Source organism: Pseudarthrobacter sp. MM222, from assembly GCF_947090775.1.
Lineage (GTDB): Bacteria > Actinomycetota > Actinomycetes > Actinomycetales > Micrococcaceae > Arthrobacter.
In genome coordinates this window covers 4,106,726-4,131,286 of record NZ_OX352321.1, presented here as the reverse complement: position 1 = coordinate 4,131,286, position 24,561 = coordinate 4,106,726, and the positions used below count along the sequence as shown (strand labels likewise).

Here is a 24,561-nt window from a genome sequence, read left to right as displayed (position 1 = left end):
GACGTTGCGTTACGCCGGGAGCCGCGCGGGAAAACGCGCGAAGACCGGGATCCGGGAGTCTGCCTAGAGGTGCTGGATGCCTGCCCGCTGCATGGCGTCCTTGTAGACTTCGACGTTCTTGCTCAGGAGTTCTTCCTGCTTGACCGCCGAGACGGCAAAGGCGCGGCCGCCGAGGGCGGTGGCCTTGTAGATCTTGACGCCGCGGTTCTTCAGTGACGAGTGGTAGGTCTTTTCAAAGAGCGTCAGGAAGGCGTGGGCGTCGGCACCGTGGGCGATGACGGCCGAAACGCGCTTGTTGATTTTCAGGAACTGGCGGAAGGGCCGCAGGCCGTCTGTTTTCTCCTGGACGTTCAGCGCGGAGGGAAGCTCGGGGTCCCGGACCCACGGGTAGGCATTCCACGGCATCACGTAACGGGGGTCCAGTTCGACCGCCTCGTAGATGGAGGTGGCGCGGCGCGCTGCTTCGTCGTCGTTGAAGTGGGAGACGAAGCCGGACTCGGTGCCCTTGCCGGGGGCAATGTGCAGGCTGACGATCCGGCATTCGTCCTCGTCATGGACTGGATCGATGTAGGGGACGACCGACCCCGGCTTCTTTTCCATGAGTTCGTCGCAAAGCTGCGTTACCGCCGCGATGTTCGGTTCCTGCAGCAGGGTCTTCTTTTCGTCCCAGTCAATCGTCACGATTTCTCCCTCAGCGCTCGGCGTCCAGAATCAGGCGTCTTCTCCCACTCTACGCTTCCGCTGAAGACGGCGTTTTTGAGAACTCCCGCGGCGTCATTTTGGCCGGCTCTGGTGACCCTTGCCCCCTAGTGCCTGACGTTTGCCCGGCGTAGGCTTAAAGCGCCTGCAGGTAGCCATCAGAGTTAGTTGGGCCGTTCAGGACATTTAAGTGTCCGAGCCATCTCATAGCGAGATCGCGAAGGCACCTGCAGGCCTCACATGTAAGCCGCTAAAGCGCCCGGTACACAGGCGCGATGCGCCGTCAAAGCGGCAGCTGGACCCGCCTCCTCGTCGACGTCGCCGACACTTTTGCGCCAGTCTGGCATTCACGCTTCTGCAAACCGACGGCACCGCTCCGCGAACCTTCGGACCAGGCGAACTGGGAAGCGCGCGGCACTTTCCCAGGCGCCGGCACGGGTCCATCATGAAGGTGGAAGTCAGCGCGACGGGCTCCCTCGCGGGCCAAGGGTGAGCGCGCTGGCCGTAACCGAGGAGGCCGCCGTGACCCGGACCGTGACCAGGATCAGCTCCGCTGCGCCGGACCGCCGTTCGCTTCTCAAAGCGATGGGGATCGGTGCCACTGGAATCGCGGGCGCTCCGCTGCTGGCCGCCTGCACTTCCCAAGGCGAGCCCCGCGGCGATCCCGGCCAGCCGAGCCCGCAGGCGTCGCTGCTCCCGGCACCGGAACCGCAGGTCAAACCCTTGCTGGACCAGCAGAAGGTCGACAACGCCTTGGCCAAGCTCGACGGGATCATCCAGGGCGCCATGGAGAGCACCGGCGTTCCCGGGATCGCGGCGGCCGTGGTCTACCGGGACCAGGCGGTGTACACGAAGGGCTTCGGCGTACGGGAGTCCGGCAAGACGGAGACGGTCGACGCCGACACGATCTTCCAGCTCGCGTCCGTGTCCAAACCGCTTGCCTCGACGGTAGCCGCCGGGGCCGTGGGCCGAAACGCCGTCCAATGGACGGACCCGGTGATCAGCCACAGCCCGGACTTCGCCTTGAAAGACCCGTTCGTCACCCGGAATGCGACCGTCGCGGACCTGCTGTCGCACCAGGGCGGCCTGCGGACCGGCTCGGGCGACCTGCTCGAAGACCTCGGATTCGACCAGTCATACATCCTCAGCCACCTCAACCAGCAGCCGCTCGACTCGTTCCGGTCCAGCTACAACTACAGCAACTTCGGCTACACGGCGGGCGCCAAGGCGGTCGCCGACGCCATGAAGATGTCCTGGGAAGACCTGGCCGACGAGATACTTTTCAAGCCGCTCGATATGACCGCCACCAGCTACCGCCACGCGGACTACGAAAAGGCGGCGAACCGGGCACTCATCCATGTTCCTGCCGGGAACAGGACCTGGGTGGTCAAGTACACGCGCGACGCCGATGCGGAGGCCCCCGCCGGCGGCGCCAGCTCCTCCGTGCGGGATCTTGCCCGCTGGCTCCGGTTGCAGCTCGCCAACGGCAGCTACGACGGCAAGCAGATCATCGACGCGGACGCCCTAGGGGTCACACATGTCCCCCATGCTGTTTCGGGACCGCCCGCCACCCCGGGAGCCCGCACCCGGTTCTATGGCTTGGGATGGAACGTCTCCTATGACGATCACGCCCGCCTCCAGCTCGGGCACTCCGGAGCATTCAACCTCGGTGCCGCGACCGCCGTCTCCATGCTCCCGGGAGAGCAACTGGGGATCGTGGTCCTGACGAACGGCCGCCCGCAGGGCATTCCCGAGGCCATCTGCGCAGGATTCATGGACGTGGCGCAGAATGGAGCGCCCACCGTCGACTGGCTAAGCTTCACCGCCGGAGCATTCCAGCAGATCTACGAGGCGGAGAAACCGAAAGTCGACTACTCCAAGGCCCCGGAAAAGGCGCAGCCGGCGCAGAGCAACACGTTCTACACCGGCAGCTACACCAATTCCTACTATGGGCCGCTGACTGTCGCCGAGGAGGGCGGCGCTCTGGATCTGAAGATGGGTCCGGCCGGCAAGACCACAACATTCCGTCTTGCCCACTTTGACGGCGACACCTTCAGCTTTAACTCGATCGGAGAGAACGGCAATGGTCTGGCAGGGGCCATTTTCTCCCCAGGCGCGGGCACAGCCGCCAGCGTCAAACTCGACTTCTACGATGAGACCGGGCTGGGCACCTTCACCCGCCGTTGAGGCCGGTATGTCCGTAAGCTTCAAGGTAACCACTACCCGTCCGACCCGAGGAACCGATTGCCGCTCAACAGACAAACCCTCAAGGCCGACGGGTTCACCGGGTTCAGAACCCTTGCGGACCTGGAAATCAACCGCATCCCGCAGAAAACCGGGATATTCGCCGTACTGGGGCCCGAGGGTTTCCGGCCACAGTACCTCGCCAAGAGCACGGCGGGAGTCTTCAAGAAGAAGGATCCCACCCTGCCGACGAATGCGCTCGCCGCCGAATGGGTCGACGGCGCCGAGGTCCTCTACGTCGGGAAGGCCGGCCCCGGCAGCAAAGGCAACCGCGGGCTGCGCCGGCAGATCCAGGAGTTCATCGACTTCGGGAAGGGCAAGCCACCCGGCCACTGGGACGGCCGCCTGATCTGGCAGCTCGCCGGCGCGGGATCCCTGATCATCGCGTGGAAGGAGCTGCCTGGCGAGCAGCTGACCGCGGCCGAAGCCGCATACCACGCCGGGTTCCGCGACGAGTACGGCCGGCTGCCGTTCGCCAACTTGGTGCAGTCCCGGGTCAAGGGCGGTTAGGCAAAGGCGGTTACAAGCCGCCGCGGTGCGTGAACCGCCCCGCCACCAGCGTGGCCGCCACCGGCATCGCCGCGAAAGCCGCCTCGGAAACGGCAAACGGGTCGCCGTCAAGCACCGCAAGGTCTGCCGGGTCGCCCACCCGGACGGTTCCCCGTCCCCTGGTCGAGGCCGTCAGGGCTTCCCTCCGGGTGAGGGCCTGCTCCGGGTGCCACGGCGCGCGGCCGTCCCGGCCGTTCCGGGTGGTGGCCGCGGACATCGCAAGCCAGGGCTCAAGTGGTGCCACGGGGGCATCGGAACCGAGCGCCAGGGTCGCACCGGCGGCCAGAAGGGACCGGAGGGGGAAAGCCCGGTCCGTGCGGCCGGCCCAGTTCGAATCGGCCGCATCCCGGTCGTCAAGGGCATGCGCTGGCTGAACGCTCGCGGTCACGCCCAGCGCTCCGAAGCGTGGCAAGTCCTCGGTCCGGACAAACTGGGCATGCTCAATCCGCCCGCCGATTGCGGCGGCCTGGAACGCGTTCAAAGCCACCTCGTTGGCGCCGTCGCCGATCGCATGGACCGCCGGAACGAAGCCGGCGTCCCGGGCACGGACCAGCAACGCCAGCAGCTCCCCTTCGCTCACGGTCAGCAACCCGCGGCCGCCGTGCGGGTACGGGTCCACGCAGTACGCCGTCCGGGTGTTCAGCGCGCCATCGATGAGCACCTTCAACGGGCCCACCCGCAGCAGGCCCGCCCCGCCGTCGAGCAGTTGCCCGGTCCGCATGCCGTCCGCGACCGCGCGGTCCAGGTCCTGCGGGTAGACGCCGGCGTCCACGCGGAGGGAATCAAAGCCCCCGGCGATGCGCCGAAGCCACACCGGCCGGTTCCAGGTCATTTCAAAATCGACCACCCCCACGACGCCGCGCGCGGCCGCCGTCTGGGCCGCCTCCCGCACCCAGCCGTCCACCACCGCATCGGGGAGTTGGCCCAGCATGCGGGTCAACTCGAAGGCCGGCTCCTCACGCACCAGTCCGGTCGCGTCCACCGGCACGCCGTAGCGTGCAGACGCCGCGCTGTTGAGCCAGACACAGTGCAGGTCGTGGCTGAGCAGCGCCGTCGGAAGCCCGCGGGTAGCGCCGTCCAGGAGTTCCAGAGTCGGAACGTCGCCCCACACAGCGTCCCGGAAGCCCACGCCCACCACCGGCATGCCGTCGTCGGCGTGCTGTGCCGCGAAGGACCGGACGACGTCGGCAGCCGACTGCGCCGAGGCGGCACCGGACAGGTCGATCCGGTGGGCGGCGAGAGCCCACTGGGTCATGTGGACATGCTCATCCCACAGCCCCGGGATGACATACCGCCCGTCGAGGTCCAGCACGGGGACGCCGGGGGGCAAGCCGGCGGCGTCCCCGGCGGGAGCGATCCGGGAAACCAGGCCGCCGCGGAGGTGGACGTTGCGCAACGCGGTCGTACCGGCGAACCGGACGCTGGCGAGGACGAGGTCGGAAGCCGCAGTACCGGCACGGGTCTCGGGCATAGTGATCAGGCTATTGGTCCGGCCATCGGGACGGCAAACGCGCCACCCCAGCCAGCGAGAGGCCCTCCAGGACGGCAGCCAGCCGGGGCCGCGTGGGCGCCGTGTACCCCACGCCCGCGGCGGCCCGAAAGGCCAATCCGGGACTTTCGCCCCTTACCGGGCAGTCGGGCCCCGACCATGCTGGATGTTGGGGCGGTTCCTGCACGGACATTGGGGGGTGAACCGCTCTGCAGTACCGGTCTCGCTAGAACCTTGGGGAAGGAAACGGCAATTGCACTTTCCAGCTTCAGCAGGAAAGGCAGGAGTCCACATCCAGATGATCATTGATTCCGAGCCCGGCGAGGCTCGTTCAATTCTCCAGCGGTGGAGGGGCTCTGAGGCTCCGTGAGCCATGCTCATCATCGCTCCAGCGCGTACCACGCCCACCCCTCCCACGGGGATCCGCGCATCAAAGTGCTGGTCCGCATCGACGCCGTCGAAGAGTTGGCGAAGGTTGAGGTCCGGGGCCTGGTAACGCAGGCCAATATCCGGGCGCTTTATGTCGTCTGCCGTCGCGTCGTCTCCAAGCTCCCCGGGTACGAACTCGTTGTTGATCTCGCTCACGCCCGGGTGACGGCCGCTGCCTTCGATGAACTCCAAGAGCACGCCCGCCAGGCCATTGTGTCCTCTGGCATCGACTCCTCGGTAACTCCTTGCCGGCTGCGGATTGTGGAGCCGCCGGTCATTCTCAGGACCAAGGAGCACGTTTGAAGGCTTCCGACCCCTCGGGTCCGCGGAAACGCAGGCTCCGCAGGCGTGACCACCTCCTGAATAGGGAACTGTGAAAGGACGGCGGTCATGCGACCAGGCCGGATTGTCCTGCTCGTGCTGGGCGCGCTCAGCGCACTCCTCGGACTCGGATTGCTGGCAGGCGCCGGTGTCGCGGGGTGGGCCAATTACCAGCAGCGCGACAACGGGTACTTCACGACGCCGTCGGGGCGCTTCGCCGCGGACTCCTACGCCCTGACTTCCCCCCGCCTCGGAGCTCCGGCCCAGGACCGCTTCTCGGACACGGCACCGGTGAACGTGCCGGGCAGCATAGTCATCCGGGGCTCAGCCGCGGACCCCACCAGGCAGATCTTCATCGGCATCGCGCCCCAGGCCGCGGTGGCTGACTACCTCGCCGACGTCAAACACTCCGAGGTCACCGACGTCAGACTCTCACCCTTCCGGGCACAGTACCTTGCTGTCCCGGGCTCCAGAACCCCGCCGCAGCCGGCCGGACAGGGTTTCTGGACGGCCTCCGCCACGGGTCCCGGGGCCCAGGAACTGAAATGGGACCTTCAGTCCGGCAACTGGGCGCTCGTGATCATGAATGCCGACGCCAGCACGCCCGTTGCCGTGGATCTCCAAGCCGGGGTCCGTTCCGACGTGCTTTGGCCTATCTTTGTCGGCCTGCTCATCGGCGGACTACTGCTGCTGGCTGTTGGCGTGCCCCTGATAGTGGCCGGTGCCGCCGGGCTGGGGCGCGGCCTGCCGAGCCCGGCGGGGTCGCCGCCATCGCCGTCAACCCTCCCGAGGCGGCCCGGGCAGGGCTACGGAGTGCAGGAACCCTGGACACACAGCGCCGGACAACCAGTAGCTGCTGCCCGGCCAGGGGCCCCGCCGTACTCCGTCCAGCCGTATGCCGTCCGTCCGTATCCCGTCCCGCCGTATCCGGCCCCGCCGGATGCGCATGCCGCCCCGCCGGGCGCGGGCGGCGTGGTGTATCCGGCGCGGCTCAGTGGTTACCCGGATCCAAACTTGTCCCGCTGGCTGTGGCTGGTGAAGTGGCTGCTGGCAATCCCGCACTTCATCATCCTGTTCTTCCTCTGGTTCGCCCTCATCGTGGTCACGGTCGCGGCCTGGTTCGCGATCCTGTTCACGGCCCGCTACCCGCGCTCGCTGTTCAACTTCAGCGTCGGGGTGGTCCGCTGGCACTGGCGCGTGTCCTTCTATGCCTACGGTGCATTGGGCACGGACCGGTACCCGCCCTTCACTCTCGCCCGCACCGATTACCCTGCCGACTTCGACGTCGACTATCCCGAACGGCTGTCCCGGGGTCTGGTATTGGTCAAGTCCTGGCTGCTGGCCATTCCCCAGCTTCTCATCGTCGCCGTGCTGACGGGGACGGCACGGACGTGGACAGTGCGCGACGGCGCTTGGGTGCAGGAGGGCGTCAGCATCTCGCTGCTTGGTCTGCTGGTGTTTATCGCCGGGGTCATCCTGCTCTTCACCGGGCAATATTGGCGGGGCCTCTTTGACTTGGTGCTTGGGCTGAACCGCTGGATCTATCGGGTGATCACCTACGTGGCGCTGATGCGGGACGAATATCCGCCATTCCGCCTGGATCTGGGGCCAATGGATCCGGGCGACGCCCGGAGGGTTCCCGACGCCGTGCCTCCGGCCGGGCCCGCGGCGGCCCTCCGCCCGGAGGCTCAAAACCCGGCGGCTCAAAACCCGGAGGCTCCGGACACTGTGGATCGCCCAGCAACAGGTGGTCCTGGTGAACCGGACGGCGCCCCTCAGCCTGGGCCCGCCGTCCCGCCGCGTCCCTAGCATCTTCGCCCTCTTGCCTCCGCGCCCCGGCAAGAACATAGTTGAGGGAATTTACCACTCCGCGGCAGGAGGGCGGGCGACGATGCTGAACAACGAGGCGCCGGGTGACGGTCTGCTGCACGGCAAGGTTGCCGTGATCTATGGAGCGGGAGGCGCCATCGGCGGGGCCGTGGCCCGCGCCTTCGCGGCCGAGGGCGCTTTCGTTTACCTCGCCGGGCGCACGGAGTCGCGGCTGCAAAAAGTAGCCCAACAGATCCTCGAGGACGGCGGGCTCGCGGAGACCGCCGTCGTCGACGCCCTGAACGAGGAACAGGTGGAGGAGTTCGTGGCCCGGGCGGCCAGGAAGAGCAGGCGGATCGACATATCCTTCAACGTCATCTCCTTCGGCGACATCCAGCAGCCGCTCATGGAGATCGACGTGGAAGATTTCACCCAGCCGGTGACCCTCGCAACGCGGACCCACTTCCTCACCACCCGTGCCGCGGCCGCACACATGATCAAGCAGCGCTCCGGCGTCGTGCTGATGTTCGGCGGTTCCGGTCCGCAGACCCTGCCGGGCCTGGGCGGCTTCAAGGTTGCCCTCGACGCTATGGAGGGACTGCGGCGGCAGTGGGCCATTGAGCTGGGAACCTATGGCATCCGGGTAGTCACCATGGTGACCGGCGGCATCATCGAAACAATCCCCTGGCAGGCCGAAGGGCGCGAGGAGATCCTCGCCGACATTGCGAAGGCCGCCCACCTCAATCGAACGGCCACGCTGGCCGACGTCGGAAACGTGGCCTGCTTCATTGCCTCGGACAAAGCCGGGGCCATCACGGATGCCACGGTGAACATCTCCGCGGGCGCGATCGTCGACTACTGAACGCCCCTGTAAGGCGCCCCGGGGGAGCGTAGGCGCCCCGGAGGAACGGGCGCCCCCCGGCTGGCCTGCGGGGATTTCGGGGCGGGGGCGGCTACTCGACAGTCACCTTGATCCGCTGCACGGCGTTGTTGCCCATCCCCTGGTAGTTCCACACCTGTTCCAGGGGTTGCCTCGCGCCGCTGGAATCCGTGGCGCGGCAGGACAGCTCGTGTTCGCCCCGGTCGGCCACCCACGGTATGGACCAGGCGCACCAGGCAAAGGGTGCCGCCGGATGCTGCAGCTGGGCCGGTGCCCACTTGCCGTCGATCCCCACTTCGACGCGCTCCACGGCGCCGTGCCCGGACCAGGCACGGCCGGTCAGCATCACAGGGCCCGCGGGAAGGACCCTGCCCCGGGTGAAGAAGTCCGGAACCCCCGGCGGGACCATCAGCGCGCGGACCCGGATCCAGGTGACCGGGGTGCCGGGATCGTCCGCGTCATGCTGGTAGCGGTAGGCCACCTGCTGCTGGAACCCGTCGAAAGGCTTGGTCAGCACCTTGATCGAAGACAGCCACTTGACGCTCGCCATGCCGTACCAGCCGGGCACCACCAGGCGGAGCGGGTAGCCATGCTGCGGGGGCAGTTCCATTCCGTTCATCCGGTACGCCAGGACGACGTCCGGCCGCAGCGCTTCGCCGATCGGGAGGCTCCGGGCGAACTGCTGCCGGATCCCACCCTGGATCCCGGCGTCAGCACCGGTGAACACGACCTCCACGGCGTCGTCCTGCACGCCGGCCTGGGTCAACAGATACGCCAGCGGGACGCCGGTCCAGACGGCCGTGCCCACGCCTTCGAGCCGCCAAGGCTGGCTCAGTGGGCGGGGCCGCAGGAGGGAGCGACCGTTCCCGGCGCATTCGAGTGTCACCGGGATGCTGATCCTCGGCGCCCGGCGGAGCGCTTTGAGGTTCAGCTCCACGGCACGCTCCACGGCCCCGCCGATCCGCAGATGCCAGTGCTCGGCATCAATGAACGGGATGTCGAAGTGGTTCAGCAGGTAGTGCAGCCCGGGCGGGGTAAGGTCATTCCGCAGCGCTTCCAGGGGCATCGAGTGATTCCGGACGGCGAGCTGGAGTTCCTCGGCCGTCAGCGGCCCGTGGCTCGGTTCGCCGGGATGCGGCGCGAGCCTCTCGGCCGGCCGGCGTGTCGTCAAGGAGGAGTGTCGGGACATCTGCTTCGGCATGGCGTGCTGCGATTCTGATCCGGACCAGCCCGGTTTTGGCCGGTGCCACCTGCATTCAGGTCTACGCCGCGGCCCCGAGGCCGTCAAGACTGGGCTGGTCCGGCAGGCCCGTCGGTCCCCTGGTCCGGCAGGCCGCGGCCTAGATGGTGTGGGACTCGGCCAGGAACTGTGCCAGGCTCAATGGTTCCCGCCCTGTGAGTTCGTGCACGGCCGACGTCGGCCCGGCGAGGTCTCCGGCGGCGATAGCGGTATAGGTGCTCACCCAGGCGTCCACCTGCCACGGCGGCGCACCGAACGAGGCCCGGGAGGAGTAGGCCTCCTCAAGCGTCTCGTTCCGGAAGGTGATGGTCCTGCCGGTTCCTGCTGTCAGGAGTTCCGCGGCCCGCGCCAACGAGAGGTCTTCCGGGCCGGTGAGGTCGTAGGTGCGGCCTACGTGCAGGGCTGGGTCCCGGAGCACCGTAACCGCGGAGCGGGCGACGTCGGCCCGCGCGACGGCGGCCACCACGCCGTCCCCGGCGGGTCCGCGGATGACGCCGTCTTCCCCGGCCAAAAGCGGCAGGAAATCCAGATAGAAGTTGTCCCGCAGGAAGGTGTAGTCCATGCCGGACGCCTTGATGCGTTCCTCCGTGGCGTAGTGGTCCCGGCCAAGGGTGAAAACCGAGTCGGGCGCCGCCCCAAAGAAGGAGGTGTACACAATGTGCCGCACGCCTGCGCCGGCGGCCGCGTCCACAAACGTATAGTGCTGCTGCAGACGGTCTTCGGCTTCAGCGGCGGAGACCATGAAGAGGGTCTTGACGCCCTGCAGGACGGCCTTTGCCCGGACCGGGTCGGCGTAGGTGAAGACCAGTGGAACCGCACCCTCCAGCTCCGGTGCGCGGCCCGGGTCGCGCACCAGCAACCGCTGCGGGCTGCCGGCGGCGGCCAATTCCCGGGCCACCAGCCCGCCCAGGTACCCGGTGGAACCGGTGACGGCGAGTTCAGGAGAAGATGCCACGGTCCTAGGCCTCCCGTGAGGCGGGCGACTTGGTCTGGGCCGGGTCGCGCTCGGCCAGAGAGCCGATGGCGGCGTCGATCTTGTCTATGATTACCGCGTCCAGCTTCACACCCGCGGCGGCGACGTTCTTTTCGATCTGCTCGGGGCGCGAGGCCCCCATGATGGCGGAGGCCACGTTCTTGTTCTGCAGCACCCAGGCGATGCTCAGCTGGGCCATCGTCAGCCCGGCCTCCTCGGCGATGGGCTTCAGCTGCTGCACGCCGGTGAGGACCTCGTTCGACATCCAGCGCTCGATCATCTTCGAGCCGCCCCTGGTGTCGGTGGCACGGCTGCCTTCAGGGGCTGGCTTGCCCGGATGGTACTTGCCGCTCAGAACGCCCTGCGCTATCGGGGACCAGACGATCTGGGAGATGCCCAGCTCCTGGGAGGCGGGAACCACTTCAGCCTCGATGACGCGCCACAGCATCGAGTACTGCGGCTGGTTGGAGATCAACTGGAAGCCCAGGTCCTTCGCCAGGGCATGGCCGGCGCGGAGCTGGCTGGACGTCCACTCGCTGACGCCGATGTAGAGCGCCTTGCCCTGCCGCACGATGTCGGCGAAGGCCTGCATGGTCTCCTCCAGTGGTGTCTCGTGGTCGTAACGGTGGGCCTGATACAGATCCACGTAGTCGGTCTGCAGCCTGGTCAGCGAGCCGTCGATGGACTCCATGATGTGTTTTCGGGACAGGCCCAGGTCGTTGTGGCCCTTGGGCCCGGTGGGGCCGAAGACCTTTGTGAAGATCTCCAGCGACTGACGCCTTTCGTCCTTGAGCGCTTTGCCCAGGACGGTCTCCGCCGCGGTGTTGGCGTAAACGTCAGCGGTGTCAAAAGTACTGATACCGGCGTCGAGGGCTGCCCGGACGCATTGGGTGGCGACGTCATTCTCCACTTGGGAACCGTGCGTGAGCCAGTTGCCGAAGGTGATTTCCGAAATCTTGAAGCCGCTGTTCCCGAGGTATCTGAATTCCATGGACCTCACGCTAGCTGACTTGCCATCCGCGGGTAAGGGCTCAGCCGGCTTTGTGATTCCTGGCCGGGGCCTGTCGCTTTGCGGTTACCGTCGGCGGCCGGCCAGGAACCGGTGCGGGCGGGTCGGCGTCCAAAAGGGACCACGCGGCAGGCCCGGTTGGCTTCTTGGCGACGGGCGCCGCCGGCTTCTCAAAGGCGTGCGGGACGGCGCTGCGCCCGCCATTCCGGTCCGTGGCCGACTCCACGAGCGGAGCCACTTCCGAAATCTCCTGCACGGGCGCCGTGGGGCTGGGCAGGTCGCGGACGGACACTTTGACAGCCGGGGCGGCTTCCGCCTTTGCCCGGGCGGCCGCGCGGGCGTCCTCCCGTGCGACGGCGGCGGCCCAGTCGGCCGACAGCTGCGGCGGTTCCCTCCGGCCGGTCGTGTCCGGCGTGGGACGCATGGACGGCCGGGAGACAGGTGAAGGGGCGTCAGCCGGCCCCGCTGGTGAGGCTGGTGAGGCGGTCCGGATGGATGCGGAGGCTGTTCCGACAACGCGCGCCACACCGCCGGCGAGGGCCCACACGGTGACGGCCGCCAGACGCCCTATGCCGGCAATCACCAGGGTGGCGACGAAGACGGCGAAGAGGCCGAGGAACATAACGAGTGCCACCCCGAGGGTCCCGAAGAAGGTCAGGTTTAAGGCGATGGTCGTCGGATCTTCCACTTCACCTCTCCAATCTGGCCTGCAGCATCGTGCCCACCGGAAAGTTCGCGGCGGGCAACGGCACTTCTTAACCATACGGACTTTTTTGGACCGGCACACAGGGATCACCGGTGCCCGCCAAGACGTGTCAAAGCTGTTATGGACCGGCGGCCGGATCTGTGGGCGGGGCTTGCGTCTATAGTCGGAGACAAGCCCCGCCGGCACAGCCCGGCCCAGCGTTAGGACATCTGTGACCCACGCCGCTTCGCCCACGCCCGGTCCGGCCGTCCCCCCGGACCGCGCGCCGTTTGAGGGGAACTGCCCGTGCCTTTCGGGGGAGCAGTACGGCGATTGCTGCGGCCGGTTCCACCGTGGCGAGGCCCAGGCTCCGACGGCGGAACAGCTCATGCGTTCTAGATACAGTGCCTTCGTCGTGTTGGACGCCGCGTATCTGCTGCGGACCTGGCATCCGGACACCCGTCCGGCCGAGCTCACGCTGGACGAGGGGATACAGTGGCGTCGGCTGGACATCGTCTCCACCAGCCGCGGGGGCCCGATGGACCGGGAAGGAACCGTGGAGTTCAAGGCCCATTTCCGGCACGACGGCGTACGCGACGTCCACTCCGAAGCAAGCCGTTTCCTGCGGGTGGACCGCCGCTGGTACTACCTCGAGGCCCTCTGGGTAGCCTGACTTTACGGCACCCGGTGCTCGCCGGGCCGGGAATCAGCGCGGGGCGGCGTGCCCGGTGTCGCGGCACCTTCGCTTAGGCCGCCTAGTGGTCCGTGGCCGTGTCCGCCGGAGTGAAGCCCGCCCGGTCCACCTTGCGGTGGAAGTGCATGCCGGCCAGTCCGCCCAGCACGGCACCGATCAGGGCCACCACGGCAACCACGACGGCGGCGACGATGCTCATGGTGTTGAGTTGGCCCTCGTTGACCGGGATCCTGGGGAAGCTGTTCAGATTGGCCAGGATGTTGAATTGCTGGCCTGCCACGAGACCGAGAATCGCCACAATGACGGCGGCGATGATGGCCCAGCCCCAGACCATGAAGCCCTGCTTGGCGCCGTTGAAGCGCGCCATCCGCCCGGCGACGTAACCGCCGCAGTAGTAGGCCACGAACAGGATGACCAGCAGGGCTATGACGCCGACAAGCCCGACAGTCTGGTTGCCGTTGCTAACCGCTTCGTTGACATCGGTATTGGTGGCGAGCCCGACGGCCGTTCCGGCCGCGGCGACGAGTGCTGTCAACAGCACGGCCATCCCGGTGGCGGCGAGCCACCCAAAGAACGCCGCGCCGATTTGGATGCCGCCGAACTGCTCCTTCTGGCGGGCCACCACGCTCTGCCGGGTGGGAATCTCCTCGGCGACAACACCCGGCCGTGAACTGTGGTCCCGGCCCCAGCGCGACGCCTTCTTACCGCGGACGGGGGTGTCCATCCGGGATGTTGGGGCGCCGGCCGCCGGGGTGGCGGGGAAGGCGCGGGTGTCGTCCGTGCGGCCGCTGCGGGCGGGTTCATCCCTGATGGGCTCGCTGCTGACGGCGTCCTGCCGCGCAGTGTCCTGCCGCTCGGCGGACTCGCGTGCGTCGTGAATCCTGGAGTCGGAGGAGGGCGTCCCGTCCTCGCCGCGGCGTGGCGTTCGATCTTCGGGGCCTACTGTGCTGCTCATGGGGACTGCTCGCTTTCACTGACTGACCCGGATTCATGGTCTGAACCGGCACCGCAAGGCGGAGACCGGTGTAGAAGTCTCACTTCTACCTAACCACGGTGAAAAGCTGGTTAGCAAGGGTGCTTACCATCCGGTTGGCCGGGAGTGCGGCTCCCTGCTGCCGGCCATCAGCGGTAGTTCCGGTGCAGGTTCTCCTTGTCGGAGGCGCGCGGGCCGGCGTCGGCAATCCACGGCCCGGTCCCCTCGGACTGGTCCAGTACGCCGGCCTCGAGCCAGGTGTAGTCGCCGTTGAGCACCTTACGGGAGAGGATGTGGTCGACGTCGTCCGTGTTCCGCCACAGCTGGTCAAAGTACTCGTCCACCCGCACGCGGGCCTGCTCGCAGTAGGCCTCCGCGAGCTCGAAGGCTGACGCTGCCCGTTCCGGCGCGGTGCGCAACAGCATCTCCGCCCGTGAGCAGCACGCAGCCATCGCAAACAGCTCGGCCCCGATATCCACGATCCGGCCCAGGAACGCCTGCTTGTGCTCGAGCCCGGCCTGCCAGCAGCCCATGCCGTAGAAGGTCTGCCGGGCCAGCCGGCGGGAGGACCGCTCAACGAAGCGCAGCTGCTTCGCCAGCCGGCCGAAGTCGCTGTAGGACCGCGGATCCATGCCCGCCCCGGCCACAAGCTTGGGCAGCCACTTTGCATAGAACCCGGAGGCGCCGACGGCGGCCCTTGCCTTGTCCGACAGGGTCGCATCGGCCGAAGCGAGGTCGCCTGCCGCCGCGAGGTGCGCGTCCACGGCTTCACGCGCGATCAGCAGCCTCATGATTTCCGAGGACCCCTCAAAGATCCTGTTGATCCGCAGGTCCCGGACCTGCTGTTCGGCAGGGACGGCGCGCTCGCCGCGGGCTTCGAGCGAGTCAGCCGTCTCGAAGCCGCGCCCACCGCGGATCTGCACCAGTTCATCTGCGACCCGGCAGCTGATTTCGGTGCACCACAACTTGGCAAGGGCAGCCTCGATCCGGACGTCCTTCTGCCCGGCGTCGGCCATCTCGGCGCACAGTTCGAACACGGCGTCCAGGGCGAAGGCGCTGGCGGCGATAAACGCGATCTTTTTGCCCACCGCCTCGTGCTGGCCGACCGGCCGGCCCCACTGGGTGCGGGCGTTGGACCATTCCCGGGCGATCTTCAGGCTCCACCGTCCGGAGGCAACGCACAGGGCAGGAATCGAGAGCCTGCCGGTATTCAACGTGGTCAGGGCAATCTTCAACCCCTGGCCCTCGCGTCCCAACCGGTTGGCCGCCGGGACGCGGACCTGATGGAACCGCGTCACGCCGTTCTCGATGCCCCGCAGCCCCATGAAGGCGTTGCGGTTTTCCACGGTGATGCCGGGAGAATCCATCTCCACCACAAAGGCGCTGATGCCGCCCTTGTGAGCCGTGCCGTCGGCGTCGGTGTGGGCCGGAACGACCGCCATGACGACGACGAGCTCGGCGATTACGCCGTTTGTGGTCCACAGTTTCACGCCGTTCAGCAGATACGACTCGCCGTCGTCCGAGGGGAGGGCCGTGCTGCCCATCCGGGCCGGATCGCTGCCGACGTCGGGTTCGGTCAGCAGGAATGCGGTGATGGCGCCGGAGGCGCAGCGCGGCAGGTACTTCGCCTTCTGTTCGGGCGTGCCGAAGACCTTCACTGGCTCCGGGACGCCGATGGACTGGTGGGCGGAGAGCAGGGCGCCAAGACTGGGATGCACCGAGCCCAGCAACGCCAGCGCACGGCCGTAGTAGACCAGCGAGAGGCCCAGGCCGCCGTAGTCGCGGGGGATTTTCATGCCAAAGACGCCCAGCTCCGCGAGGCCTTTGAGATACTCGTCGGGGATCAGCGCATTACGCTCGATTTTACGGCCGGACATGGTCCGGCAGTAGGCCGTCAGGCGGGCCAGGAACGCCTCGCCGCGTTCGACGTCGTCCGCGGGCGCTTCCGGCCACGGGTGGATCAGGCTCAGATCAAAGCTGCCGAGGTAGAGTCCCTTGGCGAAGCTGGGCCTGTCCCAGCTGGTCTCACGGGCGGCTTCGGTGATGGCCCGCGCCTCGGCCGCGGTGGCCTCCGACCCGATCGCAGCCGCGGGGACCGGCACCTCAGCGGCGGGACTGTCGGTAGCGGGGCCCTGGCGGGGAAGTTCAGTTGAAGGGTTTTCAGCGGCTGAATTTTCGACGGCGGAGCTCATCGGGCATCTCCTCTAACCGGCTAACCGGCTCGAGCCCTGGATCCGCCGCGGGTGGAGGACCCTTCAGCTGTCCCGCAATACTACCCGCGGGTAAGTCCCCGTACTAGGGGCCGATTGCCCTATGAAGTCAGCAGCGAAGTCGCCGGCCAGCTCCCCGGGCAACTCCACCGTGGATGCGTGGTGGACCAGCCGGTCCCACGTGTGGTTGAGGCCTCGGACGAGTCCCAGCAGGAGGGTTGCCAGAATGAGCCAGACGAGGCGCCCGACGCCGGTAAGCACCAGGGCGACCAGTGCCGCCGTCGTCATGAACAGTGTGATCACCAGGGCAAACACGAGCGTTCCAATGAACACCATGGTTGCGGTTTCCACTGCGCTTAGGTCGAACTGCATTCTTCCTCCTGCACCATTGCTTCGGCTGAATCAGTAGCCTGAGCGTAGGGTGCAGGAGGTGCGTCAACCAGAGTCCCGAGGGGATGTCGGGGCTCTTGATATGGGATTGAAATGCTACCGGGGCGTAGGTCACGGAGCGGTTGCGAAGGCGCACCGGTAACGAGCTGCGACCTGTGCGGCGGGTCAGTCGTCGTCGAATTCGGGGGCGTCCTGGCGCAGGACCTGGAAGTCCGCGCCGACCTCCACCTCAACCTGGGAACCGTCCGGAAGCCGGACCTCCACCTCGTAGGCGGCGCCCCCCTCGTTCTCCCGTTCCACTTCGCTCACGGTGCCCTGCCCTACTCTGGCGAGGGCGGCGTTCGCGGCCTGGTCCCGGTCAGCGGCGCTGAGGGCAGGCAGGTTGGAATCGTCGTCGTCGGCTCCGTCGACCGTTGCCACCTGGAAGGAACGGTCCACTTCGACCTCCACCTTGGTGCCATCCGGGCGCTGGACGTCAACCTCATAGGCGCCGTCGTCGGTCTCCGCTTTGAGTACAGTTCCACCGCCGGCTTTCGCGAGAGCGGCATCGCTGGCCTGCTGCAATTCGGTCCCGCTCAGAGCCTGGTCATCAGTGGCCAGGGAGTTCGCAGCGACCGCCACCGTCGCCCCGCCCAGGATTACGGCGGCCGCCGCCGCCCCGGTGAGCAGCATGGTTTTCTTGCGCATGAAAATCTCCTCTCATGTGGTGTACATAGTGTGCTCCTGAACCGAAAAGCAGACAATGCAAAATGCAAAGCCGGGGCCTGCGTTAACCTTGTAGCTGGCAGTTTTCGAATCCGCTGCCCTTCCCCCACCCCCGAGGCAGCTGAAGGAGAGTGCGTGTTCCGCTCCGCCCTGTCGTCGGCCGACGCGATCAGCGCCCGCCTCCGCGACCTCGAGCTCCTCACCAAGGGTCCTGCCTGGGCGCTTACCCGCTCCGCTCCCTGGGTGATTGCCGTGCTGCAGGCCTCCTTCTCGCGCACCCGCCCCCAGCTTCCGCTCGAGCAGTTCCATGCCGACGTCGACGCCTTCCTCGAACAGCTCCGCCGGCAGGCGCCCGGAGCGGGGGAGCAGCTGGGCGGATCCGCCAGCGGTGCGCTGTCCGGAAAAAAATATGCCGACGAATGGACCCGGAAGAACTTCCTGACCCGGCGCAACCAGTCCGGGCAGATCGTTTACGAAGTCACCGAGCCCGCGGCCCGCGTCCTCGCTTTCCTGGACAGCCTCTCCAGTGAGCGTTCCACCCTCAACGGGTCCCGGCTCGGGACGCTCCTGGGTGACGTGGAAAAGCTCGCCAATGAGACGAACCCGGACCAGAGCGCCCGGTTGGAGTCCCTCGAGGAGGAGATCGGCGAACGGCGTCAGCTCATCGAGGACATCAGCTCCGGGGACTTCGACGGCGTGCTCGACGACGACGAGGCCGTGGAGGCAGCCGGCAACATCCTGGACCTCGCGGCCAGCCTTCCGGCCGACTACAAGAAAATGCGCGACCGGATCGAAGAGCTGGTCGGCGAGCTCCGCAACCAGATCATCGAGGAGTCGCTGAGCAAGGGCGCCACCATGGCTCAAGTGCTGGACGCGGACAAGCGGCTCCGGCAAAGCCCCGAGGGGCGGACGTTCCGGTCCTTCACCGCGTTCCTTGAGGACCCGCAGCAGCAGTTGCGTTTCCGCTCGGCGATCGGCGAGGTGCTCAGCCGGCAGTTTGCCGATGATCTCAGTCAGGAGGAACGCGAGACGCTGAAAAACCTCGTGGCCGAACTCCGCAGCCAACACAGCCAGATCCAGCGCATTTACGGCAAGCTCAGCGAAAGCCTCAATACCTACGTCCAGAGCGATGACTTCCGCCAGTCGGTCCGGCTCCGGAAGGTCCTGCGCGAAGCTGAGCAGGCCATCCGCTCCCTGCCCTACGAACGCGAACGCCCGGGCCTGGTCCGCGGCCCGGTGCTGTTCAACGCCGGTTTCGAATCCCTGTCCATGGTCAAGCTCTTCGACCCGGATGAGTTCGCGGCCCCGCCGAAACTCGCGGACCCCATCGCGTTCAGCGACTCGGACCGGGTGCGGTCGCCCAGAACCGGAAAAGCCGATCCTGCGGCAATCCGGGCCGCGTTTGCCGGGGCCTCGTCCCTGGCCGAGGCCTGGGCCCAGCTGCCGGACGAAGAACAGCACATCAACTCCATCCGCGCGCTGCTCTCGCACGCGCTCCATGCGGGCGCCGGCTTCGACCGCGAGGCCTGGGACACCCTCGACTTCGAACAGATCGACGGATCCATGCGCACTGCGTACCTGCCCGTGGTCACGCTCAAGAAGGACTGAAGATGACTGACGACATCACGGCGACGGCGGCGGTCGCGCCCGACGAGACCTCCGGCGATCACCTCCACACCGATCCCTTCACCGTCGCCCCGCGGGACACCTTCGTGGACGGCGCCGCCCTGTTCCCCGGCGACACCGGTGTGCTCCCGATGAAGGTCCGCCAAGCCCTCGTGAAACTCCTCAAAGGCCCGTACGTCGACGGCGGCCGGGACGAAAAACTGTGGACCACGCTGTTGGACAACCAGCTGATCCTCCGCAGCCGCCTGTCCGAACTGTTCCTCACCCTGCAGCTGGATCACGAACGGAAGGTCGCCGTGCTCCGACCGGTGGACCCGGAGGCCATCGGCGGCGGCACCCGCTCCAGCATCCTGCGCCAGCAACGCGCCCTGAGCCGGATCGAAACAATCGTGCTGCTCCGCCTCCGCCTGCTGCTGGACCGCCACGTCACCGCCCAGACGGATCCCACGATCACGCGCGAGGAAATCGCCGAACTCGTGGCCCACTACCAGCCCTCTGGCCAGCAGGACGCCCTGCGGGATTCCGACGTCGTCAACCGCGCCATCACCAAGCTCCTGGCCCGCCAGCTCCTCCTCACCACCGGCCTGGACGAGGTCTACACCATCTCCAACGCCCTCCCCCTGGCCCTCCCCTTCGAAAACATCGGCGACATTCCCGCCCAAATCGAAGCCCTTATCGCGGCCAGCACCGACCAGGCAGGAACAGAACCCCTGCTGGAGTTCGATGCCGACAAGCCCGCCGAGGACGACACGGAGGACGACGACGACGGCGAGACGGCCGAAGGCGAGGATGACAACGAGGCAGCAGCCGCTACGGATGCCGAAGGTGAGCTGACCAGCGACGACGACGGCGATGCCGCCCCGGGAGTGGCATCTAAGGGACCGGACGAGGGCCCCGATGCGAGCTTGCGAACATTGGGAAGTCCGGGGCCGCTGTCGGAGCCGGCAGCGTCGTCCGCAGGACGAATGCTGTCCGGCGAAGGGACGGGGGCGGCATCGCCGTCGTCGTCACCCAGCCACACCGACGAAGCAGAGGCAGCCAGATGAGCATCGCAACCATGCTGCCGATGGGCGAGCTGACGAACCCGGGCCAGATGCGCCTCGCCCTCGTGCAGGTAGTCAATTGGGGCACATTCCATGGCGCGCACACGATGCACGTGGACCGCAACGGCACGCTGTTGACCGGCAATTCCGGCGTCGGCAAGTCCACGCTGTTCGACGCGATGCTCCGGGTCTTTGACGCCCGTCCCCGCTCCAACGAGGCGGCGGCGCAGCGGGCCGGAGGCGCTGTCGAGGACAAGCGGACCACCTTCACGTACATGCGCGGCAAGGTGGGGGACAAGGCGGTCGGCGAGGGCTCGGCGAGTGCCTTCCAGCGTCCCGGCGCCACCTGGTCGGCCGTGGCGCTGACCTTCGATAACGCCGCCGGCACCCGGGTGACGGTTTCGGCGCTGTTCGACCTGCCGAAGAACGGCACGGAGTCCAGCGTCGGGCGGTACTACCTGATCGACAACAAGCCGTTGGATCTCACCGCGATCGAGGGCGTTGCGGAGAAGCGGTTCACCAAGTCGGTCCTGGACGCCATCTTCCCGGATGCCCAGGTCTTCGACGTGCACAAGGCCTTCGCGGAGCGCTTCCGCCGGTTGCTGGGCATCAATTCGGACCAGGCCCTGCCGCTGCTGCGCGTCATCCAGGCCGGCAAGGGCCTGGGCGGCAGCGTCAACACCTTCTTCCGCGACCAGGTCCTGGATGCCCCCGCCACGCTGTCCGCCGCGGACGACGTCGTCGAGGAATTCAGCAACCTGATGTCCATCCGGCAGCGCCTTGAGGACGTCCGGCAGCAGCGGGACCAGCTGGCCCCGGTGCCCGCTCTGAACAAGGAGTACGCCCAGTCCCTGCTGGATGCCAACCGGCTGCGGGACCTTGCCGGGGAGGAATTCGAGGCCTACAAGCAGCAGCTGGCCGTCACCGTGCATGAGAAGACGCTCGCCCGGCTCAAGGACCTGGCCCAGGCGAAGGCAAAGGAGCTGGGGGCCGAACGGGGCATCCGGGACGGCCTGGCCAAGGAGCTCCGCCAGCTCGAAACCGACTACAACAACCAGGGCGGCAACGCGATCTCCGCGATCGAGCAGTCGCTGGAGAACGCGCGGGTGGGGCTCAAACTCCGCCAGCAGGTGGAGGAATCGGCGCGCCAGGCGCTCTCCGACGCCGGCCTGGAACTGGAGTGGACGGCAGCCGGCTGGGAGCAGGCGCACGCACACGCGGCCGCCCGCTCGGCTGAGCTGGCCGACGACTCGGAAGCGCTCAAGGAGCTGCGTTTTGAGGCCTTCGACGGCCACGCCACCAAAAAACGTGAGTTGGCAGCAGCCCAGCAGGAGCTCGTCTCGCTGAAGACGCGCAAGTCCCTGCTGCCGCCGTCGAGCATCGAGAACCGCAGCGCCATCGCGGCCGCCACGGGGATTGCCGAAGAAAACATGCCCTTCGGCGGCGAGCTGATCGATCTTGCCGAGGGGCAGGATCGGTGGCGGCCTGCCGCCGAGCGCGCGCTGCGCAGCCTCGCCACCACGCTGCTGGTCCCGGGCGAGCACTTCGCCGCGGTCACCCGGTATCTCAACGACCATTCGGTCCGGGGCGCCCTGCGCGCGGTGGACGTCTCGAAGCCGCTCGCCGGGGGCGCGCTGGCCGTCGAGGACGCGGCGGACACGGATCTTCTGCGCAAGTTGGACATCCTCACCACGGGACCGGCGGGGGAGGCCGGCGAGTGGATCCGCGAACGGATCGCCCTGGACTTTGCCTACCCGTGTGTCGAGGACCCGGATGAGCTCTCCCGCCTGGACAAGGGCCTGAGCCTGGGCGGTGTGGTCAAGCGCAACCGCCACACCGTGGAAAAGGATGACCGCTTCACGTCCCGCCAGGACTATGTCCTCGGCTTCGACAACGCCTCCAAACTTGATCTGGTGGCCGGACAGGTCGAGGACCTGCAGCAGGACCTGGCCAAGGCCGCCGAGTTGGCGCAGAGCCGGGAGGAATCGCATCAGGGGATGACCCGGCAGCTCGAAGCCCTCCGCCGGGTGGCCGAGGACCACCGGCCGTGGGAGCAGGTCTCGGCCGCCGTGGCCGCGGAGGACCTCGCCCGGATCGAGCAGCGGCTCAGGGATGCCCTCGCAGCGCAGGCCGACCTGGAGCCCCTGCGCGGAAATATCGAAGCCGCGCGGCACAAACACCAGTCCAGCACCGAGGCCGCGGCTGTGCTGCAGAGCGAGTACAAGGCGCTCGATTCGCGGCTCACGGCTGCAGACGCGCTGTTGGACGCCGCGCGCGGCCGGCTGGCACAGTCGCCGCCGTCGGACGCCACCGTGGCCGCGCTGGAACCGTACTTCGCCGGCTTCGGCGACGTCCTGGAGATGCATGAACTGGACAATCTCGCCAACCAGGTCCGGACCCGGCTCCTTGCCGAACTGCACACGGCGGAGTCCGGCGGACAGGCCACCTCGGAGCGGCTCACCCGCATCTTTGAGGGCTTCGTCCGCGAATGGGGAACCGCGATTTCGGCGGACCACGGAACGTCCATCGGGGCCGCAGGGGAGTTCGAGTCCCGCTACCACGCCATTGTCAGCGACGGGCTGCCGGCGCAAGAGCTCGAGTTCCGCGCGTTCTTCAACCAACGTACGCACGAGTCCTTCAGCACCCTGCTGCATCTGCTGGACGAGGAGCGCCGCTCCATCACCACCCGCATCCTCCCGCTCAACGGCATCCTGTCCGAGGTGAACTTCCACGAGGGCAGCTTCCTGGAACTCGACATCAAGCAGACCCTTCCCGCCACGGCCAAGCAGTTCAAGGACGCCATCCAGAACGCGCTCAAAATCCGGCACACGCGCCCCGTCAAGGCCGGCACTGCGGAGACTGACGACGACGCCGAGCTCACCAGCCGTTACAAATCGCTCGAAACGCTGGTCAAGCGGCTGAGCTCGCAGACGCCGGAGGACCGCCGGTGGCGTGCGGAAGTGCTGGACGTCCGCGGACACCTGTTCATCCAGTGCAAGGAGCACCGCGAGGTGGAGGGCACCGGCGCCAAGGGTGCAGGAAAGGGCTCCAAGAAGACCGAGGTGTTCATGCACGCGGATACCGGTTCCATGTCCGGCGGCGAGCGGCAGCGGTTCACCGCGTTCATCATGGCGGCAGCGTTGAGCTACCAGCTGGGCATTGCCGAACAGGGCTTCACCACTTACGGGACCGTGATGATGGACGAGGCGTTCGTCCTCGCGTCGGAGGAATTTGCCGGTGCCGGTATCAAGGCGCTGCATGAGTTTGGGTTCCAGTTGCTGCTGGCCGCCCCGGAGAACGTGATCGACCTGTCCCGGCATCTGGGCTCGGTCACGGAGATCCTGCGGGACAAACGCACCAACCGCTCCGGGGTGCTGACCGCTCCCGTGATCGGTCCGCGCGCCGGGATCGAGGGAAGCTGGCGTTCCGAGGCCAACCCGGTGGACATCGTCCTGCGCTGAGCCCTCGGATCAAGCGCGGCGAGTGTTATCGGCTTTATCGCGGATAAATATAACAAATCGATGGATTTATTACTGTGACTCTGGTGCCGCGCCTGAGTGGCGTGCGACTCTTTTGAGCATCAACTCCTCGCCCGCTCCACCCGGGGGCATCGCGGAACTCTCCGTCCGCGGTGCGCAAGCCTTTTCACCCCCGCCGAGCTTGAGGGCGCCCTCAAGAAAGGCATCACCATGCGCTCTTCGCATCGCGCACCCTTCGTCGCCGCCGTCGCAACCGCTGCAACCCTTGCCCTGACCGGCTGCGGTGCCGGAACTTCGGGCGGAAATGCGTCGCCCGGGGCCGTTGCCAACCCGTCGGGATCTGCGAGTGCCGTGTCGGCCCCGGGCACAGCCGCTCCCGCCACCTCGAGTCCCGAGCCGACCAGCCCGACGACGGCGGCCAGCGAACCGCCGTCGTCCGCTCCCGCGCCGGCAGGCCTGGCGACGTACACCTTCCCGGACGGCCACGTATCCTTCAAACACCCGGTTGACTGGCGGGTGGAGCTCTTCAGTGTGGGAGGCTCGCCGTTCGTGGGAACGGCCACCGTTTACGACGCGGCCGGCACCAAGCAGGCCACGGTGTACTCCGGGCAGATCGCCGATGGGGTGACGAGCCCGGTGACCAGGACGGTCTTCGAATCCGTACCCGTTCCGGGACTGCGGGGCCAGCCTGCGCCGGCGGCGCAGTACTCGTTCTACGTGGACCGAGTGAATGAGATTGCGACGTACCGCATGCACTTGACGGCGGGCGCCCCGATCCCCGGCGCGGAGATGGCGCTTGATGGCATCATCCGGACCGCGCAGGGCGTGCTGGTGGCCGAAGTCCACTTCATCGAAAAGCCCTTCGCCAGCGATGAGGCGGCCAAGTCGTGGCTGGCAGGTGCCGAGGGGCAGGCCCTCAGGGCACTGCTGTTGAGCCTCTCCTACAGCTGACCGCCGCCGGCCGGACTTGTCGAATCCGGGTTCGACAAGTCCGGCCCGTCAGCTTGCCGGCCCTGAGCGCGCTCCAGGAAGTGGGACGTGCGAGTGGCCAGGCCTTCGATCTGTCGGGGGCGTGCTTATTCTGCCTGAAATTGCCAAAAGCACGCAGCCGTAC

At 67.3% G+C, this 24,561-nt stretch carries 19 protein-coding genes and 1 pseudogene; 10 read left to right on the top strand and 10 right to left on the bottom strand.

The window, feature by feature from the left end:
* Positions 1-63: 63 nt before the first annotated feature.
* On the bottom strand, positions 64-681 hold the full coding sequence (locus tag OM977_RS18885; protein WP_264355395.1) for a uracil-DNA glycosylase: 618 nt from the start codon (positions 679-681) through the stop codon (positions 64-66).
* 540 nt (positions 682-1,221) lie between these two features.
* Here OM977_RS18885 and OM977_RS18880 point away from each other — a divergent pair.
* Together OM977_RS18880 and OM977_RS18875 are read left to right on the top strand one after the other, a co-directional pair.
* Positions 1,222-2,886 carry a serine hydrolase gene (locus tag OM977_RS18880; RefSeq protein WP_264355394.1) on the top strand — a complete coding sequence of 555 codons (1,665 nt, stop codon included), beginning with the start codon at positions 1,222-1,224 and terminating at the stop codon, positions 2,884-2,886.
* A 57-nt stretch (positions 2,887-2,943) separates the two neighbouring features.
* Positions 2,944-3,453 (top strand): hypothetical protein, encoded by a 510-nt coding sequence (locus OM977_RS18875; protein ID WP_264355393.1) that lies wholly within the window; start codon positions 2,944-2,946, stop codon positions 3,451-3,453.
* 10 nt (positions 3,454-3,463) lie between these two features.
* Here OM977_RS18875 and OM977_RS18870 read toward each other — a convergent pair whose 3' ends face one another.
* The gene (locus OM977_RS18870) at positions 3,464-4,963 is read right to left on the bottom strand and encodes an amidohydrolase (protein ID WP_264355392.1); all 1,500 of its coding nucleotides are present in this window, start codon (positions 4,961-4,963) and stop codon (positions 3,464-3,466) included.
* 384 nt (positions 4,964-5,347) lie between these two features.
* Here OM977_RS18870 and OM977_RS18865 point away from each other — a divergent pair, with 384 nt between their 5' ends.
* The 3 genes from OM977_RS18865 to OM977_RS18855 all read left to right on the top strand — a co-directional run bounded on the left by OM977_RS18865 (position 5,348) and on the right by OM977_RS18855 (position 8,402).
* Positions 5,348-5,713, top strand: a complete 366-nt coding sequence (locus OM977_RS18865) for a hypothetical protein (RefSeq protein ID WP_264355391.1) — start codon at positions 5,348-5,350, stop codon at positions 5,711-5,713.
* Between the two features lie 87 nt (positions 5,714-5,800).
* Positions 5,801-7,540, top strand: coding sequence for a DUF4389 domain-containing protein (locus tag OM977_RS18860; RefSeq protein ID WP_264355390.1), 1,740 nt, complete (start codon positions 5,801-5,803; stop codon positions 7,538-7,540).
* Positions 7,541-7,622: 82 nt separating this feature from the next.
* Positions 7,623-8,402 (top strand): SDR family NAD(P)-dependent oxidoreductase, encoded by a 780-nt coding sequence (locus OM977_RS18855; RefSeq protein ID WP_264355389.1) that lies wholly within the window; start codon positions 7,623-7,625, stop codon positions 8,400-8,402.
* 91 nt (positions 8,403-8,493) lie between these two features.
* Here OM977_RS18855 and OM977_RS18850 read toward each other — a convergent pair whose 3' ends face one another.
* From OM977_RS18850 to OM977_RS18835, 4 genes are all read right to left on the bottom strand, one after another.
* A complete protein-coding gene (locus OM977_RS18850) occupies positions 8,494-9,609 on the bottom strand; it encodes a sulfite oxidase (protein WP_264357481.1) in 1,116 nt (371 codons plus the stop codon).
* A gap of 151 nt (positions 9,610-9,760) precedes the next feature.
* Positions 9,761-10,615, bottom strand: a complete 855-nt coding sequence (locus OM977_RS18845) for an SDR family oxidoreductase (RefSeq protein WP_264355388.1) — start codon at positions 10,613-10,615, stop codon at positions 9,761-9,763.
* A 4-nt stretch (positions 10,616-10,619) separates the two neighbouring features.
* Positions 10,620-11,624, bottom strand: a complete 1,005-nt coding sequence (locus OM977_RS18840) for an aldo/keto reductase family protein (protein ID WP_264355387.1) — start codon at positions 11,622-11,624, stop codon at positions 10,620-10,622.
* 40 nt (positions 11,625-11,664) lie between these two features.
* Positions 11,665-12,330 carry a hypothetical protein gene (locus tag OM977_RS18835; RefSeq protein ID WP_264355386.1) on the bottom strand — a complete coding sequence of 222 codons (666 nt, stop codon included), beginning with the start codon at positions 12,328-12,330 and terminating at the stop codon, positions 11,665-11,667.
* Between the two features lie 229 nt (positions 12,331-12,559).
* Between OM977_RS18835 and OM977_RS18830 the strand changes: the two genes are divergently transcribed.
* Positions 12,560-13,000, top strand: coding sequence for a YchJ family protein (locus tag OM977_RS18830; protein ID WP_264355385.1), 441 nt, complete (start codon positions 12,560-12,562; stop codon positions 12,998-13,000).
* Between the two features lie 82 nt (positions 13,001-13,082).
* On the opposite strand, the gene OM977_RS18825 is transcribed toward OM977_RS18830, so the two are convergent.
* The 4 genes from OM977_RS18825 to OM977_RS18810 form a co-directional block, all read right to left on the bottom strand.
* Complete coding sequence (locus OM977_RS18825; protein WP_264355384.1) at positions 13,083-13,976, bottom strand: TIGR04086 family membrane protein; 894 nt, start codon at positions 13,974-13,976, stop codon at positions 13,083-13,085.
* A gap of 167 nt (positions 13,977-14,143) precedes the next feature.
* Positions 14,144-16,186, bottom strand: a complete 2,043-nt coding sequence (locus tag OM977_RS18820; protein WP_264355383.1) for an acyl-CoA dehydrogenase family protein — start codon at positions 16,184-16,186, stop codon at positions 14,144-14,146.
* A gap of 63 nt (positions 16,187-16,249) precedes the next feature.
* Complete coding sequence (locus OM977_RS18815) at positions 16,250-16,576, bottom strand: hypothetical protein (protein ID WP_264355382.1); 327 nt, start codon at positions 16,574-16,576, stop codon at positions 16,250-16,252.
* Positions 16,577-16,759: 183 nt separating this feature from the next.
* Positions 16,760-17,281, bottom strand: a complete 522-nt coding sequence (locus OM977_RS18810) for a PepSY domain-containing protein (RefSeq protein WP_264355381.1) — start codon at positions 17,279-17,281, stop codon at positions 16,760-16,762.
* 153 nt (positions 17,282-17,434) lie between these two features.
* Here OM977_RS18810 and OM977_RS18805 point away from each other — a divergent pair, with 153 nt between their 5' ends.
* From OM977_RS18805 to OM977_RS18790, 4 genes and pseudogenes are all read left to right on the top strand, one after another.
* Positions 17,435-18,907, top strand: a complete 1,473-nt coding sequence (locus tag OM977_RS18805; protein ID WP_264355380.1) for a DUF3375 domain-containing protein — start codon at positions 17,435-17,437, stop codon at positions 18,905-18,907.
* Between the two features lie 2 nt (positions 18,908-18,909).
* A pseudogene (locus tag OM977_RS18800) lies at positions 18,910-19,713 on the top strand (DUF4194 domain-containing protein); the annotation flags it as partial.
* A 254-nt stretch (positions 19,714-19,967) separates the two neighbouring features.
* Positions 19,968-23,429, top strand: a complete 3,462-nt coding sequence (locus OM977_RS18795; RefSeq protein ID WP_264355379.1) for an ATP-binding protein — start codon at positions 19,968-19,970, stop codon at positions 23,427-23,429.
* 228 nt (positions 23,430-23,657) lie between these two features.
* Positions 23,658-24,398 (top strand): hypothetical protein, encoded by a 741-nt coding sequence (locus OM977_RS18790; protein WP_264355378.1) that lies wholly within the window; start codon positions 23,658-23,660, stop codon positions 24,396-24,398.
* Positions 24,399-24,561 lie beyond the last annotated feature (163 nt).